Annotated in this window: 17 protein-coding genes; 1 reads left to right on the plus strand and 16 read right to left on the minus strand. The window is 49.2% G+C overall.

Translation table 11 applies throughout. From position 1 onward, the window contains the following. Window positions 1–16: 16 nt before the first annotated feature. From cas3 to TK_RS02295, 16 genes are all read right to left on the minus strand, one after another. The gene (gene cas3, locus TK_RS02220; RefSeq protein ID WP_048053659.1) at window positions 17–1,591 is read right to left on the minus strand and encodes a CRISPR-associated helicase Cas3'; all 1,575 of its coding nucleotides are present in this window, start codon (window positions 1,589–1,591) and stop codon (window positions 17–19) included. Continuing rightward, window positions 1,588–2,787 (minus strand): type I-A CRISPR-associated protein Cas8a2/Csx9, encoded by a 1,200-nt coding sequence (gene cas8a2, locus TK_RS02225; protein WP_011249406.1) that lies wholly within the window; start codon window positions 2,785–2,787, stop codon window positions 1,588–1,590. The genes cas3 and cas8a2 overlap by 4 nt, the downstream gene beginning before the upstream one ends. Next, entirely contained in the window at window positions 2,777–3,499 is a 723-nt protein-coding gene (gene cas5a / locus TK_RS02230) for a type I-A CRISPR-associated protein Cas5a (RefSeq protein ID WP_232500599.1), read from the minus strand. Before cas5a ends, cas8a2 begins: the two co-directional genes overlap by 11 nt. Window positions 3,500–3,521: 22 nt before the next feature. Further along, window positions 3,522–4,670 (minus strand): DevR family CRISPR-associated autoregulator, encoded by a 1,149-nt coding sequence (locus tag TK_RS02235; RefSeq protein ID WP_394295119.1) that lies wholly within the window; start codon window positions 4,668–4,670, stop codon window positions 3,522–3,524. Between the two features lie 50 nt (window positions 4,671–4,720). Beyond that, on the minus strand, window positions 4,721–5,077 hold the full coding sequence (gene csa5 / locus TK_RS02240; RefSeq protein WP_048053662.1) for a type I-A CRISPR-associated protein Csa5: 357 nt from the start codon (window positions 5,075–5,077) through the stop codon (window positions 4,721–4,723). A 183-nt stretch (window positions 5,078–5,260) separates the two neighbouring features. Then, window positions 5,261–6,241 carry a type I-B CRISPR-associated endonuclease Cas1b gene (gene cas1b, locus TK_RS02245; RefSeq protein WP_011249410.1) on the minus strand — a complete coding sequence of 327 codons (981 nt, stop codon included), beginning with the start codon at window positions 6,239–6,241 and terminating at the stop codon, window positions 5,261–5,263. 12 nt (window positions 6,242–6,253) lie between these two features. Then, window positions 6,254–6,643: a PIN domain-containing protein gene (locus TK_RS02250; RefSeq protein WP_232500600.1), complete on the minus strand. Its 390-nt coding sequence runs from the start codon at window positions 6,641–6,643 to the stop codon at window positions 6,254–6,256. An 11-nt stretch (window positions 6,644–6,654) separates the two neighbouring features. Then, on the minus strand, window positions 6,655–6,882 hold the full coding sequence (locus TK_RS02255; protein WP_011249412.1) for an AbrB/MazE/SpoVT family DNA-binding domain-containing protein: 228 nt from the start codon (window positions 6,880–6,882) through the stop codon (window positions 6,655–6,657). Between the two features lie 56 nt (window positions 6,883–6,938). After that, window positions 6,939–7,451, minus strand: coding sequence for a CRISPR-associated protein Cas4 (gene cas4, locus TK_RS02260; RefSeq protein WP_011249413.1), 513 nt, complete (start codon window positions 7,449–7,451; stop codon window positions 6,939–6,941). Further along, complete coding sequence (locus TK_RS02265; protein WP_011249414.1) at window positions 7,441–8,550, minus strand: AAA family ATPase; 1,110 nt, start codon at window positions 8,548–8,550, stop codon at window positions 7,441–7,443. Before TK_RS02265 ends, cas4 begins: the two co-directional genes overlap by 11 nt. Before the next feature lie 60 nt (window positions 8,551–8,610). Further along, on the minus strand, window positions 8,611–10,833 hold the full coding sequence (locus TK_RS02270) for a CRISPR-associated helicase/endonuclease Cas3 (RefSeq protein WP_011249415.1): 2,223 nt from the start codon (window positions 10,831–10,833) through the stop codon (window positions 8,611–8,613). Continuing rightward, window positions 10,830–11,462, minus strand: a complete 633-nt coding sequence (gene cas5b, locus TK_RS02275; protein WP_011249416.1) for a type I-B CRISPR-associated protein Cas5b — start codon at window positions 11,460–11,462, stop codon at window positions 10,830–10,832. Before cas5b ends, TK_RS02270 begins: the two co-directional genes overlap by 4 nt. A 4-nt stretch (window positions 11,463–11,466) precedes the next feature. Next, window positions 11,467–12,543, minus strand: coding sequence for a type I-B CRISPR-associated protein Cas7/Cst2/DevR (gene cas7i / locus TK_RS02280; RefSeq protein ID WP_011249417.1), 1,077 nt, complete (start codon window positions 12,541–12,543; stop codon window positions 11,467–11,469). Further along, window positions 12,540–14,012, minus strand: coding sequence for a type I-B CRISPR-associated protein Cas8b1/Cst1 (gene cas8a1, locus TK_RS02285; protein ID WP_011249418.1), 1,473 nt, complete (start codon window positions 14,010–14,012; stop codon window positions 12,540–12,542). Before cas8a1 ends, cas7i begins: the two co-directional genes overlap by 4 nt. Beyond that, complete coding sequence (gene cas6, locus TK_RS02290; protein WP_011249419.1) at window positions 13,981–14,772, minus strand: CRISPR-associated endoribonuclease Cas6; 792 nt, start codon at window positions 14,770–14,772, stop codon at window positions 13,981–13,983. The genes cas8a1 and cas6 overlap by 32 nt, the downstream gene beginning before the upstream one ends. 252 nt (window positions 14,773–15,024) lie before the next feature. Then, on the minus strand, window positions 15,025–15,723 hold the full coding sequence (locus TK_RS02295; protein WP_011249420.1) for an acetate--CoA ligase family protein: 699 nt from the start codon (window positions 15,721–15,723) through the stop codon (window positions 15,025–15,027). 145 nt (window positions 15,724–15,868) lie between these two features. Here TK_RS02295 and TK_RS02300 point away from each other — a divergent pair, with 145 nt between their 5' ends. Next, window positions 15,869–17,161, plus strand: coding sequence for a DUF4139 domain-containing protein (locus TK_RS02300; protein WP_048053663.1), 1,293 nt, complete (start codon window positions 15,869–15,871; stop codon window positions 17,159–17,161). Window positions 17,162–17,212 lie beyond the last annotated feature (51 nt).

Below are 17,212 nucleotides of genomic sequence, written 5' to 3' on the forward strand. Positions count from 1 at the left end.
AAAAATGCGCACGTACTCATGGGATACCACGCTCCCAGTCATACTCGCCTATAAAAACGACCTCAACATTTTTTCCGAGTGCAACGGATTTCGCCACGTTGTAGGCATCGTTTAAGCTCCGTATATTCCCCTTCCAACCTCTTATCTCCACGACTCCTCTGTAGTAAAGCTCCACCAGCTTGGAGGGGCTTATCAGCACGGCTTCTCCCCCTACTGAAAGCGGAATTAGGAAACCTCTCATGATCGGAGTGCCACTAGCTGTTAACCGCTCTATCGAGCTTAAAACATGGGGTGCTCTTTTAGTAGGATCTGACATAAGCTTGAGAAGCGTTCTCTTGAGCTCTCTATTAACGTTCTTTTTGACAGATATTGGCTTTTTCCCGTGAACCTCAGTAACTATTGCCTGATATGTGTCTGGCACCCGTGGGAGGATCTGGTGTTCCTTCATCAAGTTCACAGTCTTTTCGACTTTATCCTTTGGATATGGCCCACAAGGTGCATCTTCAAGGACAAATATATTAGCTTTCATGTCACTGCCATATCTGGCCACTCTCCCAAAACGCTGGAGGAGGGAATTTATGGGCGCCCTATCCGTTATCATAAGGTCAACTGAAAAGTCAACGCCGGCTTCGACTGCCTGTGTTCCGATGAGGAGGAAATTTTCCTTCTTTGTCCACTCTCTTAAGCGTTTGATAAGCTCCCGCTTGTGACTTGGAGTCATCCTGCCATGGATCAGCATAATTCTCTCGCTTTCAGGCCAGATTTCTGGATTGTTTTTGGCTTCGTTAAACAGATCAACGGCTCGTTTAACTGAGTTTACTATAATTGCGTTTCTTCTCCCAGGCTCTATAAAATCAAGGGGATTTCCTTCCCTAAACTCAATTTCAACTTCTTTTTTCAGCTCTCTCTCGATGAACGGATCATCTTCTTGGGGACATAAAACATAAAAGTTATAGCCGTTTTTCTTTGCATATTTCTCGAAGATTCCTCTGTGGGCTTCCGATAAGGTGGCTGTCATAACCACGATGGGAACTTTCTGGGATGTGAGGAACTCAATAGCTGATAGAAATGCGGTCACCATTGATTCATCCTCAAGAAGGAAGTGGGCCTCATCAAAGATTACCAGCGAGGTCAGTATTGAGGCCTGGGTCAAGTAATCGTAGCCGAACTCTAAGCCAGCTTTAATCCTGTGCCTCTTCTTTGTGTTGAGCTTTAGCAAATCCCACGTGAATGTGTCCGCGGTGGTTATGTTGAGCGGAAAGAGGTGAAGGAATTCACCGCTCGAACCCATCATCTTGGTTCTGGAGAATCCGAATGCATCCTCCGCTGTTTTCTGGATGTCCTCTATGATTGAACGCATCGGGAGAACATGAATCACCCTGTCAAAGATGGAGGCATCCCAAAGGGAGTGAACAGCCAGGGCAAAGCTTAGGAGAGTTTTTCCGTAGCCTGTTGGTGCCTGGAGGATTAAAAAAGGCGGATTCTCGGAGGGGGTGATAAAATGAAAAGCCTCCTCTAGTAGGGGCCTTTTTTCTGGCTTAAACCCCTTTGCCTCCGCGAGCTTCTGGAGTGCCTTCTTGAATGCCCTCAAAGAAGCACCTCCAGGTGTTCCTGCCACATGAAGGTTTTCATGACCTTCCGAAACTCTCCGCTCGCCCTACCGCTTCCCTCCAGAAGGGCCCTGCCCTGACGGAACAGTCTGAAAACGGCGTCTCTGATTAACTCTCTCCTTCCGCTGTTAATGGCCCTGTACAGGTCTTTGACAAAGATATATGCTAGCATCTCGCCGTCACCGTTAACACCCTTCCAGAGTTCTCTTTCTGCAATATCCACAAGGGCCCAGAGGGGGTACTTCTGAATCGTGGCGTTTCCCGCTTTAAGTTCCACGAGAATGGGCAAACCACCCATACTAGCAGACTCTATTCTATTCACGTATTCTTCCATATACTCGCTCAATCCAGTCAAATTGAGCTGTGTGGTCTTGAGCTCGGTGTAAACCTGCCCCTCAAGGCTTATCAGATGTAGTGTCACGGGATAGACTTCCTCAATGACGTCGCGTCCCTCCTCGGCGAGCTTCATTGCCAACTTCATCTCATAGAGCTCCTCCGTGCTCAGAGAAATTCTACCCGATGCTCCTGCACCTGTTAGCGGCAGGATGCCCTTCTCGATGATCTCTTCAACCTCGTATGGCCAGAAAACCTCAATTCCAGGCTTCGTCATTAGGTAATACTTCCCCCCTATGAATCCCGCAAAGCTCGTGAAGAAACCGAGGGCCATGAAAGAGAACCAGAGGGGATCCATGCGTATCTGGGCTTTCTGGCCGGTAGTCGGACTTAGAAAACCGCTCTGGCGCTCGTAATACTCTGGTTGCTTGATTATTGCTGGCAGGATGGCTTGCTCCCCGTTGTACGCTATTCCGAGATAGGTTCCGTTTTTGTCTGTTTTTATTGTGGATAAAGACTCCCCAGGGTCTATATTCCCGTCTCTGAGCAGCTTTATGGTCTCAGTGACCACAAGTTCAAAGAGTTCACCGTAAGTTTCAGGGGCACTCCTCCCGAACCATGCCTTTAGAACCTTGTCAAAGGAACTCCTGTCGTTTCTGCCCATTTTTGATGTGTGAATCTTCACCCTACTACCGAGGGATTTCAATGCCCCTTCCAATGTATCGGCGAGTTCTTCTTCGTCAGGCTCAATACCTGCGTCCATTACAACCCACGACATGCCTAGGGAGAGCAGTTCCTTGGTCAAACCTTCGTATGGATAGCTTGAGAGAGCCTCAAGGAGCAAGGATAACCACCTCCCCGTCGAGCTCCACAATCGACAGTCCCCCCTCGACTTCAACTGTTTCTTCCGGATAAAACATTACCATGCGCTTGGCATTGGAGTAGTCGCCGATTCCTAAGCGCCAGTCTACAACTGCCTGGAGGGTTCCTTTTCCATGCACGTTGACTCCCTTAAAGGGAAACGCGTACGCTGTTCTAACCTTATTCGCCTCCCGAAATACGGCCTTTCCCATCTTAACATCCTCAACGCTGACTATGGATTCCCTTGAGCCGAGCCTCGTTATTCCCCATGCGGCTCTCTCTAAGTCTTTTGCACTGTAGGTACTCTCAGAGAGAGCGTCCTCGTCAACAAAATAAGCGGCTGTGAGTGAGTTGGTAGACTCTCCATAGAAAACTGCAAATGGGAACGAAGTCACTGCGCTCTGAACTTTTCCGCGGTAAATTGTGTTGATCTTCAGTAGAGACCCATAGAGCTTTGGTCTGCCCTCTGTCTTAATGGTGACCCATTTGAAGAGGCCAATTACTGATTCTGCTTTGCTCTTGAAAGTTTTCTTTTCGTAAATTGTCTCTCCTCTGTCGTCGCTGATGTGGAGAAGGGGGTATGATATTGCCCCTATTAGCGTAGTTGGTGGAACGTAGCGTAGGGCAGTGCGCATCTTGCTCTGGGGGAGGGCACGGAGGGCTATTATTCCCGTGGGTCTTAGCTGAACCTTCAAAAATAAAGTCAAGGGAACCACCTCAAAAGGCTTCCTTCTCGTGGAGGTAGTCAATTGCCTCCTTCAGAGCCTCTTCTGGGACTTTCTCCTCTCCCGCCACGACGAGAAAGCTCTCCTCCCCAAAGCTCTTAAGGACTTTCAGCCGTCTCTGAGTTTTCTCAATGTAGTCGTCGTAAATCGGGGAGGTAACGACAAAAGGATGATCCGTGACTGCCACAATAAGCTCCGTTATTCCCCCAACCGGGAAGAAGCGGGAGAGTTTGGCTCCAAACTGGCTCGAAGAAAGCATTCTGAAGAGCGCCTTTAGAGACGCCTCACGTCTCTTCTTTATCTCATTCTCATCGAGTATTGGCTTCGATGTTATCGCGCTCACACCTATTGCGTCAAGGTCGAGGTTGAACGTGAAACCGTAGAGTGCGGTGCCAGTTTCAACGTAGTATATCATCTGCTCGGAGGCGTTGCCCTTCTTGCTCGATGCATCCATCTGAGCGTGCCTAGCGTGGAGTTGCGGCTCGGAAGTGGCGAAGAGGGCGACCGACTTGACTGGGAGGGCGTAGCTTACTTGGAAGGCTGAACTCCGTCTTATGGGTGCTGAACCAGTATATAGGAACCCTCCAACATCTTCTACGACACAGCTCTTGACAATTATGTCTTCTATCTTGACAGGAGGCAAATCTAAGATGCCTTTTTTGATTACATAATTGCCAAAGACCTGTGAAGCGAGTGAGAGGTTTTTGAGGATATAGTCTCGAGGCTTCTCGGACTTCACTAAGTTCTCCATGAACCCTCTGAATTTCTCAAGTTCTTTGATCTTATCTTCGTTCTGTTTCTTCTTATTGCGCTCTTTTTCAATCTCTGAAGATAAAACGGAGATTGTGATATCCACTACTTCTGACAAGTTGGCCAGAACACTCTCAAATACTTCTTCTCTATTGAATAGCTTGGGGGCGAAGTGGACCTCGTCCATGGACTTGTAGAACTCGCCTCTCTGACAGTCATCACAGACAGGTAGACCTGCCGAGAGGGCCTCCCTAACGAGGTGCTCCTGGTATGCGTGGGCTAGGCTTTCGCCGCTCATGGCGGGCACGTAGACCGTTTTCAGCTTTCCGTCTTCCTCGACTAGGTAGGGAACACGCCTGTGCTTGCCGTAGTTTCCGGCTGTTTCGACCATGTTGAGGGCCTCAACATTGGCCTCAAACCTAACTCCAACGCTCAAAAACATCACTCATCACCTCCAGAGTTTTCTTTCTTTGAGGGATACGCGAGGGCAAGGGTAGCCACGAGTTTTGCAACTCCCATATCCGAGCGAACATCGTCGAGGAATATCTTTACTTCCTCATCGCTTGGAATTCCCGGCATGGGGATTTTATTCCCATCCTTCTCCACGTACCTCCTTCCATCTCCTTCAATGGAAGCACTTTCTCTGATCGATCTAAAGGCCCTGAGAGCCTCGAGAAGGGCCACTTCAACAGGTTCCGGGTTCAGTGCGTTTCCAATCCTGTCCACATAGCTGAAGTTCTTCGTCTGGACAAAGAACCTCAGCATTTTTACGATACCTTCATACTCAGTCTTTACCATACGGTTCACCTCGATTGTAGTAAATGCATTACAAGAATTTAAAGTTTACGTTTAGTTAGTGTTTAGCTAGGATTAAAAAGATGTTTAGAAAAAGTCAAACACAGATCCCTCTCCTACAGGGTGATATATCTACCATTTTGCGGGCGGCATCTAACTATGTCTGTTTAAAGATTATCAATCACCTCAAAACCATGCCACCAGTGGCTCGTAGTCCTTAACCCCAACGAGATGCTTAATCAGCTTGTACGCCTCAAGGCGGATAAGTCTCTGCTTTGTAACGTTCTTCTTAAGTCCTGGGTGCTTAACGCTTCTGCCCAGCTCTTCGTTGTAGGCCTTCAAAACAACCTTCATACCCTCCTTTGTAAGCAGGACGCCGTTCAGCTCACCCCTGAAGTGCTCCCTCTTTATTATTCCCTGCTTCACGAGTCTGTTCGCTATCCTGTCCGCTATTATCGGCTTGAATATCTCGCTCAAATCGAGCGCGAGCGAAAACCTCCTCTCGCCGGGCTCGTGGAGGTAGCTCACCGTCGGGGCAAGCTGGGTGTTGTAGAGCTCGCTCACGATGGTGGCGTAAAGGCGAGAATTGAGAAAGCTTATCAGGGCGTTCATCTCGTTCTCCGGTGGTCTTCTAGTCCTTTTCACGATCTTAAAGCCTTCAGGCAGGGCGTTGTCCCAGCGGGTGTAGTATTCCCCCCTTATCCTTGCCTCGACGTTCATGACCTCAGTTATCTTCCTCGCGCTCTCAAGCTCTTCGAAGAGTTCATCTAAAAGCCCCGAAAACCCATCGGCAACCTTCCAGCGCTTCAAGTTCTTCTCCATATTGAGAGCGGAACCTCTCACGAAGAGTTTGGCAAGGATGAGGCGTTTTTCTTGATCGAGGTAGTGTTTGGCCTGCTTGATTATCAAGTCCCCCGAAAGGAGGCTTTCCCGCGGATAAAATGAGCCATCGTAGTGACCGTAGTGGTTGAAGAAGTGGACGGGTATCCCCTTCTGGGCCAGAAAATGGAGGGCCTGCGAGCTTATGTTGACGTGGCCGTAGACGTAGATATCGTAGATGCCCTCAACGGCGAGGGGCTTTCTTCCCTGCGCGTTCTCGAAGTAGAGTGTGTTCTCCCGCCGGAAGAGGTTCCCGTCGGAAAAGAGGGTGAGAGAGCGCTTTCTCATTCTCACCACCAATTATACTTTCGCTGGGAGAACCTCCACGCCATTTTTAACTGCCAGTTTTCTGAATTTTTTGTCAAACGTGGCAAGGGGATAGCTCCTTTGGAGAGCGTGATACAGGATTATAGCATCGTTAAAACGAGATAGTGACAAGGAGTTCTTTTCTATAAGCTCAAGTGCGTAGACTATAGACTCCCCGTTATCGTTCAACCTGTTAAAGCGAGGATCATCTAAATACTCACTAAGCATGGACCTTGCAAGCTTCACGGGTAGGTTTTTTCTCCTGAAGAACCAAACGTATTCCTGCAGAACTATTGGGGGTACGTACCAGCGATCCAGCGAATCCAAAAGCCGTCGGGCTTTGTGATGAAATGGGAGATCTTCAAATGTGTCGTACAGGAGCACGTTGGTATCTATCACTGCATGCATTCTTCCATGCCCTCCTCAATGACCTTCTCAATCTCCTCGGGCGTGAGCCTCTCTCCTAGTTTGAGGGTTTTCCTCCTTCTCTTCAGCCTCTTGACTACGATTTTTTCCCCTTCAAGCTCAACCTCCAGCAACTCTCCCTCCTCAATTCCGAGGGCTTTTCTGATCTCCGCGGGGAGCGTTATCTGATAGTTCCGGGTTACCTTTGTCACAGGCATAGTATCACCTCCTTGTTAGTAAGTTAGAGTATCTACTATATTAGAGTTTCTACTACTCAAACCCAGCACAGCTCGTAGTAGGCGCACTTTTTGCACCTCTTTGATTTCACCGGCTCGGGTGGAGCCTGGAGTGATTTTATCCTCTGGACTTCTCCAATTGCCGCCTCTACTTCTTCCTCCCTGCCGTCGAGGGTTATCACCTTCGTCTCGTTGAGCTTTGGATAGTGAAGAACTGCTTTGGCTTCGATACCGAGCCTCTTGAGGTAGTAAAGGTAGTAGAGCGCCTGCATCTCGTGAGCCTTCTCCATGCTCTTGCCGAGCTTGACCTCGTGGACTTCTATGTAGTCCTTTTTCCTGATGAAGTCTATCTTTATGCTCCCGATCTGGACTTCCTTCTCCTCGCTGGCATAGCGCCTCTCGTGGAGGAACTTTCCGAGATCAACCCACTCGTTCTCCTGCTCCATCGTGATGCCCCTGGAGAAGTACCAGAGCTTGGTCGGGCAGATGAAGAGGTAGTTGACCTCGGTGCCGCCGATGAGGAGCTCGTCGAGAGAATACTTATCTTCCACTTCCAAACCTCCAGAGAAGCCAGTGATGGAGGAAGGGGTCGCTGATCTCAAATTCTCCGTTAATGCGGTGTATCAGCTCCTTCTCCCTGAGGGCCTTGATTGAGTATTGAACTGAGGAAGCCGAGCTAAACCTGTACCTTATAAGGAACTCAGAAGAGTACAGATCCTTTTCTCCCCGGGCTATAGCTAAGAGAACCTTCCTCTGGGAGAGCGGCAGGGAGTCCCATATCTCTATGTAGCTGGCTTCGCTTTCTTTAACGAGTTCTTCAAACGTCTTTTCGACGTCTTCCATCTCGAGGCTTCCTTTGAGCTTTCCGACGTACCAGAGCCGGTGGCAGAACTTTTGAGTGTAATAGGGATGGCCCCCAGTTAGCTCAAGAACCATATCCACGATGTTCTCCCTGACCTCGATCCCCGTTTCCTTGAATTTCTCCAGTATAAACTCTTTGAACTCGTCCTTCGGGATCTTTCCAAGAACCATGTGCCTCCCGAAGTTGTAGAACGGGCTCTGGGCCGAGCGGAATATTCTCTCCATCATGCTCCTCCTGCTCCCAATGAACACGAAGGCCACATCCCTCTGCCACTGGAACTTCGAGCGCATTTTTTTCAGGACGTCCTCCCCAAGTTCAGCAACTTCCTGGAACTCATCGAAAACAACCACTACCCTCTTCTCAAGATGCTCTGCCAGCCGCTGGGGGAGTTCGAGAGACTCCTCAAAGGCAGTTTCCTCTTCCCCAAAGGTGAACTCGACCTCAAGTGCATCTCCGAGACGGATTTTTGGAGTAACTTTTTTGAACAGCCTTTTGGCACTCTTCAGAAGGTTTTGGAACTTTAAATGCTTCAGGGATTCAGAGGCTATCTTCTCCGCAAACTCCTTCTTTGTCAGCACGCCGTAGCAGTCTATCCAGAGGGGAACAATCCGGTCTCCTAGGGAGAGAATGGCGTTGTAAACGAGTGAGCTCTTCCCGAAACGCCTTGGGGAGTAAATTATCACGTTCTGGCCGCTCAGCATTTCCATTTTCAGCTCTTCAAGCTCCTTTTTTCTGTCCGCAAAGTCCTTACCGACGACCGGTTCGCCGTATCTGAAGGGGTTCTCCATTACAGTCTCACCTGTAACAGTTTATACTGTAATGATTTTTATAGTTTTGGCTGTAATCACTCAAATAATATCGCCCTCACTCAACGGGACTCTCTGGAGTCCTTTATTGGGATCGTACTCAAGCTCCGCAACAAGAATGTATTTCCCATAGCCCTTATCGGAGAGCCTGTGGAAGTTTTTCCGCTCAGCGTGATAGAACCACATAGGGATTGGAATAAGATATCTGTACAATTCCATACCCATTTTCTTATCAAGCAGTTCGCTGACCCTCCCTTGATAAACCCCAGGAACAGCTTCGAGACCGTTAAACATCTGATAGAACTTTTGTTCATCTTCACCTGTCCTCATAGGTTTCACATTGTTGAAGACATCTTGAGCTGTGTTTTGATAGTCGCGAACCTTTTCTACAAGCTCGTCGGAAACGGGTGCGTAAGCCTCACTTACTAGCTCAGGGATTAAGGATTCTCTTAGTTCTTTACCATCGAAGTCTTGGAGTATCTTTAAGCTCTCCTCAACAACATCATAGGGATTGTAAATCTTTCTATCAGCGTCTGCGCCTTTGGTTAGGACGTAGACGTCCTCAATCCGCCCCTCCTTCCAACCTTGCCTATTCACGCGTCCAAAGCGCTGTATTAACGCGTCTAGAGGTGCCGGCTCAGTTAGTATCGTCGAGAAGCTGAGGTCAAGGGAAACTTCCACAACCTGGGTGGCAACAACAAAGTCGTACTCGGACATCTTCTCAAGGAGTAACTTCTCCTTAGTCTCTCTATCGCCGTATGTAAACCGGCTGTGAAGAAGCAGAACTCTATAATCTTCACTCAGCTCTTTGTAGACTCTAACCGCTTGATCTACGCTATTGCATGCTACCAATCCAGGCCTTGAAGTTTCCTCGACCTTTTTGTGAATTCCAAGATCAGCTATTAGCTCCCCTACAGACTCCATTCCCCCATCGATAACATGAACCCTATGGCGGGTAAACTTGTCCGCTTCTTCTGCAGAGGTCTTGAGCTCTCTAAAATCAGCAGTATCCGTGATAAGTTCTTCAAGGAAGTCCGGTAAGGTAGCTGTCATTACCATTGTCTTTGCTTTCAGACCTTCGAGTTCTTTAAGCATTGCAAGGATTATGCCGAGAACGTTGGGCTCATAGGCGTGGATCTCGTCGAATATGATGAGGGATCCTGAAAGCTCGGTTTTCAGCATCTCGTGGAATCCAACCCCAAAGAAGGCCTTCATAAGCTGAAATGGCGTGGTGACCTTTAGCGGAGTGTAAATTTTATGGTACAGCGAGCTCAGTCGCTTGTACTCAAGGGCAGATGTGTAAAGATAAAAGCTCGCAGAGCTGTGTAGAACCCCCACCAAGGATGGGTCGGAAAATATATCCATCATTCTCTGGTGCATCGCGTTTATGCTGGCTTTGTAGGGCAGGACATAAAAAATTCTGCTCGTTATACCTTCCTTGTTTCTGAAAGCGTTCCTGTTAGCCCACAGGAGAGCCGCTTCGGTTTTTCCGTATCCTGTAGGTGCTCTTAGGAGCAGGTTTCCCTCCGAATTGGAAGCCGCAACCTGAAGAGGCCTGAGCTTCCTCATTGGGATTTTTAATTCAAGCCGCTCGACAATGTCGGGGAGGAGGAGTATTTCTGTTTCGCCCGCAGATGCAAGATGGTCTGACGCATTAAGGAGGCCGCGCATGAACGTCAATGTTCCTCTTTCAGCTTCGAGGTTGTTCTCATACCATTCAGTCAGCTTTTGGAAATCGAAATCTCTAAGCCGTTCTTTCCAGTCTGGCGGAAGGTTAAACCTTTTTGGCAGTTTTGTCGTACCAAAATAGTAAGCCTCAATGTTCGGAATCCGTGATATGAACGTCTTCTCTATGTACTCAGCTCGTTCAAGGAGTTCATCAAGCTTTTCGTCGAACTCGAGGGGACCTATGTTGTCAATACGAACTGGGAGAATCTCTTCAAGTTCATCCAGAGTTTTATGGTGGGTTAATATGGCGAGCGCTATCAGGTTGCGTTCCCTCTCCGAAAAGTCCAGAAACTGCACAAACGGAACCGAGAGTATCTCATGGCGGTAACCCCACTTGTTTTTCTTTTTCTGAAAGCCTGAAGCACACTTCCCGATATCATGGAGGAGAACGGCATAAAATGAACGTTCAAAGATGCCAGGCGAGAGCTCCTCAAGCCAGGGAAAGGAGTTCTTTATGCTCTTCAGCACGTTGATTGCATCGAGTGTGTGGCACTCAAGGTACTGGTGCGGATTGAATTTGGCGTAGCAGAGCTTCATCTGCTCCACCTGTGTAGGTAGACTCCAATCCCAAGCTCGCTGTCATAGAAACCTCTTGTGGTCTGTCTCCTTTTTTCTGCCGCTGTTTTTGGATACGGTAGTACTACAAATGGCTTCACGAGCTTTGCTCTTCGTGGAACTGTGGAGTAGTCGTATTCAACAACGAGCGCATGAACCATTCCAGGGACTCCAAGCTCGATAGGCACTACGGTTCCTCCAAGGGGTGCCTCTTTTTCGTCGAGTGAAATGTTTTCTTTGATCTCCTCGACAATCGCCAGGTCACTTGATCTGCCAAGCAGAAGCTGATAGCGAGGTCTTTTGAAATATTGCTTCCACTCATCTGGAAGATAAAGGTAGAGCTCCGCGTTGTAGTGAAACTCGCGCTTCATGATATCGGTCTCGACCTTTCCAAGGGCATAGATCTTTTCAAGATCCACTCCCTTTCCACTGCTTTTGAAGATATAGCCAACATATGGAAGCTGGGTGAGGTAGACTGGTTCCCCTTTTGCGGCCGAGAGTATGCCCTGAATAGTTGATGGCGGCGGAACTGGCAGAGTTGGCTGGTACCCCGACTGAAATGTTGGGAAGCGGAAAGATGCCGTCCACGCCCTTAGTTTCACCCGTATCATGGGCTCACCCGTAGTACGCCTCGACTTCTTTCACGAACTCCTCTATAGCTTCCTTCACTGTTCCGAGGAACACTTCAATACCGCTCTCCTCAAGCTTCTGGACGATATCGTTCATATCCCAGCCAAGGGACTTAACGAAGCCCTCGTCATAGCCAAGGTAGAGCTTTGCTCCCTCTGGAATGACATCCCTAAGGTCGCCCAGCCTCTTCGATAGAGCTTCTGCGTCAAACTTGATGTCTCCTTTGTCCTCGAAGACTACGTCGCTTATGAACGGATTTATTCCTGCTTCAACATTAAGGAGGAGCACAAACTTGGGTGTTATGTCCGTGTGGTACTGCGTCTGCTTAGCTCCACCCGAGAGGAGGCGAAGGGCTTTTATGGCTTCACTCGCGCGTTTCTTCCTTATCTCAGAGGGCATAACCCATTCTTTTTCGTTCATCTGGACTCCAAGCTCTTTAGCAAGCTTTTCCATTTCCTCGACTTCCTGGAATATCTCTTCGTTGTTTTTGTTTCTGTTCTTAGGGAGATCTTCTCTCGTGAGAAGGTTCTTGAAGCCCGCCTTGCTTATGATTGTGAAGCGCCCAACTGCATCTAAGTCTAATGAGAATGCACCCTTGAAGACCGTGGAATAGAACTCTTGGCTATAGGGAACGGGATCGCCCTCGTGTCTTGAAGCATAGCCTTCGTCAACTGTTAGGGAGTTCCTGTCAGGGAGAACCGAAATGAGTGGGGTGTTCTTAAGCGGAGAGACTCTTGTGACTGTTACGTTAACGCCGCCTTTCTTGAAGGCCCTCATATAGCCAAAAACGTCATCGTCAGGGTACTTGAGTGGGTTTGCTGCCGTAAACACCTGCTTCTGCTCCCTGTAAAGCGGTGAAAGCTCCCAGTTGAAGTGCTCTTTCAGAGTGGAACGCCACCAGTAGCGCCAGGCCTGCGAGGAGACGTAGGGATAGCGCTTTCCGCCGCGTTTAAAGGTTTTGACCCTCGTAACGTTCCTGTCCGCGAGGCTTTCATCTATGCCAAGCATGTTCAGCGCCGAGTGGGGTGCGTCTATCAAAACCAGCCCTGTTGCGAACCTCATTCTTCACCACCCTCCTCAAATTCTTCTTCGTTCTCTTCGGCTTCGACCTCCTCAGCGGAGGCCTTCATGAGCCTGTCATGGAGCTTTTCATAGATGCGGAAAAGGAGAAGATTCTTAACGGTCTTCCAGGAGACGTTCAGATCTTCGCCGTAGCTGGTCAATATTCTTGCAAAGTCATCAAAGCTCATCAGAGCCTCGGGAATGCCAAGCTCCTGCCGATCTTTTTCGACTCTTATGAAGAAGCTTTCGAACTGGTAGAGCTTCTCTGCCCTCTCAAGCTCCCTGATGCGCCTTGAGAGCTTGTTATCGGGTAATTTCTCGACAGTTTCCACAATCCTGTCGGCAATCCCTTTAATAAACTCCAAGGCTTCTCTATCCAAACCCAACACCTCCGAGCAGTAAAATGAGAGGAGCCTCCAACTTGCATTGACCTTGCGGTTTTGGAAATCGATGAAGTAGGGTAGAATGCTCCCGCCTGAAAGAAGTTTTGAGTAGACATCATTAGAACAAGACTTAGGAATTTCCTCTGGTTTCTTAGAGAGCCTTTTGGCACATCCTTTGTTCCATCCCATTGAGACTATCTTCTTCCATCCTGCCCTGTCCACTCTGGCCGCAAAGGCGACGAAGCGGAGAACTGGGTTGGGGATGTATATTACTTCCATTTCTTGGCTCTGATTGTTGTTAACGAAGTAGTAGAGCGTAATCGAGGCATTTTCGAGTTTACCGATTTCGAACTTCGTTCCTATCTCTGTGAGTTTCTCAAACAGGAAGTTTTCAGGCCTCTTGAAGTCCCGGGCAGTAGAAGCAAGTTCGCTCTTTTTGATGTCTTCTATAGCCTCCTTGTGGAACTCAAGCATCAGCTGGTATGGATATGCATGAATTATAAGAACCCTAGAGAGCCTATATGCAACTAATGGCATCATCTGGGCTAGGAATAAGCAGTGGGAGCAGATGTTTGCCCCATCTTTCCCAGAGGGGAAATAGTTCGGAACTCCTCCAGTGCCTACAAGTGGAAAGTCGGAGCGATATACGGGCTTAATCCTAGCGTGCCTTCTTCCACAAATCTCACATATTGGGGCTCTTGGGTCTTCTTTCTCATTGAGCAAACTGAGGAGATTCTTTTTAATTGCTTCTGGTGTTCTTTTCTTGGCCATACTGGGGTTTGCCATAAGAATTCCACTGTTTGGGAGCATCATTGCGTGTATGTACCCTGAACTCCATTCTTTTCGAGCATATAACCTAGAAGCAAAATTTACAACATTTTCAATGTCCTCTTTACTCAGCTCTTCGGGCTTTTTCTTCCCACTTAAAAGCAACAGTGCAACAAGTCCTGCGTCAGTAAATGGATGTCCTGTCCACGTGAAAAGCGATGATGTAGTTGTCGTATCTGTATCTTTGCTCTGAGTTTTTTGCTCCTCGGATTTTGTCAGGAACTTATCAAGCCTCTTTTCCTTTCTGATGGTCCGCACCTCCTTTCCATTTCTTCTTCACCCTCTCCTTCCGCGCATCAACCTTCACCATCCCAAACCCTATCGAGTTCTTCTCGCCGAAGCCAGCAAGATAGCCCGTCCTCAACAAGCCTTCGTCCCCGTAGGCCCTGAACACGAGATGCCACGCTATCTGGAAGATTCCCGGCTTGACCTCGAAGCGCTTCGGCTTGGCGTTGAGGACTCTCATTTCAAAGTCTTCAGGCGGTTTCGACCCATAGATGAGGACGTACTTCTCCCGCAGGTTTTCCCTGACAAGTTCGTAGAACTCGGGTTCTCTGGGTGATAGGTCGTAGCTCCTCGGCTTCCCGAACTGGATTCTCTTCGTCGTCACGGCTATCGGCGAGAGAGTCACGAACTTCTTCCCGCTCAGCCTCTCGGGCTCAGCCAAGGCCTTGACCTCTTCCACCGTGAACTTCTCCCGCCACAGCTCGACCTCAGGGTTTTGAAGGAGCCCCCCTATGAATGCCTCCGCAATTTCTGGAACGACGGTAGAGAAGTAGAAGAAGCCCTTTCCGCGGCCGAGCAGAGAACTCTTATCCTCGGCAAGCTCTCTCCTCTCCCCCATGAAGAGAGAGTACGTAAATAGTTTTGGAACTTTAGGGTTGTGTAATCTCAGGCTCAGGTCGGGATTAACGCGCTGAATGCGGCGGTATATCAGCCCTTGTAAGTAGTGCTGGTGGCTGAATGGTATGCGGAACGGCTCATTCTCAGGATGAAGTCTTATTAGGAACCTGACCATTGCTACCCCTCGGAGAGCTTTAATGGCACAGGAGGTACATTCTCGAACCTTATAAGCTTTTCTCTGGTATGAAGTAGAAAACGTAATGAGCATTATGTTTAATGTCGGCTGAGTTATTGTCGGTAATCCTGGAATTTGGATGTACATATTTGTCATGACCGTAGCATCGTCGTAAACTATGAGATAGCGCAGAAAAGAATCTTCCACGGGAACAGCACAATAAGATGGGAAGTAGAAAAGGGCCAAAAGCCCTCAGAGAAGCATCCTCGCGTCAACGGCAACGGCGCCGTCCTCGTAGGCGAAGATCGGGTTGATGTCGAGCTCTCTGATCTCCGGAAGCTCGAGGGCGAGCTCGCCGACCTTGACGATGATGTCAGCGAGGGCCTCGATGTCGACGGGCTTCTCGCCACGCGCTCCGGCGAGGATCGGGTAGGCCTTGATCTCCTTTATCATCTCAAGGGCCTCGTCCTTGCTTATCGGGGCAACGCGGAAGCTGACGTCCTTGAGTATCTCGACGAAGATTCCACCGAGACCAAACATAATGGCCGGGCCGAACTGCGGGTCGCGGATCATACCGACTATAACTTCTTTGCCGAGCGGGAGCATCCTGTAGATGATGACGCCCCAGAGGTCAGCATCGGGCTTGTAGTTCCTCGCGTTCTCCATGATGGTCCTGAAGGCCTGTCTAGCTTCTTCATCGTTCTTGATGTTGACCTTGACACCACCGGCGTCGCTCTTGTGGATGATCTGCGGAGAAACGATCTTCATAACGACCGGGTAGCCGATTTCGCGAGCGAACTTTACAGCTTCTTCCTCGTTGGTGGCGACCTTGAAGTCCGGAACCGGGACGCCGTAGAGCCTGAGAATTTCCTTCGCCTCCGGCTCAACGAGCGGCCTGTTTTCGGCCTTGGCCTTCTCAATTATCTCCCTAGCCTTTGCGATCCTGTCCATACCAATCACCTCATCAGCTTGACATTCCTCAATCAGAGCGGACGGTTAAAAGGGTTTCCATTTGCAAACCTTTGGGTTCGGCCTGGATTGAACCGATGGTGGGGGTATAAATAGTTTGAAGACGATTCCTATTGAGGTGAAAATTATGGAGAAAAAGTGGGTTCTTGCCGCTGGCGCCGTTGTGATTCTTCTGCTGGCAGTCTTCTCGTTTCAGGGTGAAAGGGCAGTCGAGGGCACGACAGCGGTCGCCCTTTACAACTCCGTGGGTATAGGAGTCGTTGAAAAAACGCTGACCCTTGAGTTGAACGAGGGCCTAAACAACGTTCCCCTAAAGGAGCTGGAAGGGCTCAACGTTGCGGAAGTCACGATTATGCCCCCTGAGGGGGTTGAAGTCCTCGGAATATTCAGCAGGGGAACAAACGAAGATGCCTACAGCGCCAACGTTGGAATGGACGTTGAGGTAAAGCTGGACACCGGGGAAACAATCCAGGGAAAGTTCTACGGCCTCAAAGACGGAAAGCTGGTGGTCGAGGGTGAGGACTACTACCTGATCGACCCGGCAAAGGTCGTTTACTTTAAGGCCTCAACCCTTGACGAGTCAAGTGTCTACGCCGTTCTCCGTGCCGAGAAAAAGGGCGAGTACAACGTCACCTTAATCTACCGCGTTGAGGGGATGAACTGGAAGAGCAGGTACAAGCTTTACATAGGAGAGAGAGCGAAACTCCAGGGATACGTCGTCATAACCAACCCGACGGCGGTTGGGCTTGAAAGCGCGGACGTTCTCCTCGTTGCGGGCGATGTTCAGCTCTACCAGACCCTACCAGGGCCGAGGGTAGTTTACTCCCTCGACGAAAAGGCATCCCAGGCCACCGTCGGAGAACCTCAGAAGCTCGAAGCGTTCTACGTCTATGCACTTGGAACGGCCAACATAAACCCGTCGAGCACGATGGTTTATCCCTACGTATCAATGGAAGTCCCGTTCCAGAGGGAGTACCTCTACGAGAGCTGGGTAGCCGACGGAGAGCGGCCGGTTTACGAGTCGATCTCCTTCAAAACGGACAAAGTCCTCCCGGCGGGCATCGTGGAAGTCTACCGCGAAAGCGAAGGAAGAGCCCTACTGATCGGTGAGATGAGCATAGAGCACACGCCGAGGGATGACGTTGTGAGAATAGGCATCGGCAGGGACTACGACCTGAAGGGAAGGACGACCGTGCTGGACGTCCAGCGGAGTGATGACAGGACGTATTACAAGATAAAGATAGAGGTCGAGAACTTTGGAAACGATACGAAAACCGTTATTATTAGACACCACAAGAGCGGGAATCTCCTAAGCTCGAGCGTTGAACCCATTGACGAAACTGCCAGCTACGTGGAGTTCAGCCTCACCGTGAACCCTGGAGAAAAGAAGGAAGTAGTCTTTGAGTACAGTTATAAATGAGATTTTTTTCTCTCTGTTTTTAGATTTAGGTATTCTTAATCCCTAGCACTT

It is taken from the genome of Thermococcus kodakarensis KOD1, assembly GCF_000009965.1.
GTDB lineage: Archaea > Methanobacteriota_B > Thermococci > Thermococcales > Thermococcaceae > Thermococcus > Thermococcus kodakarensis.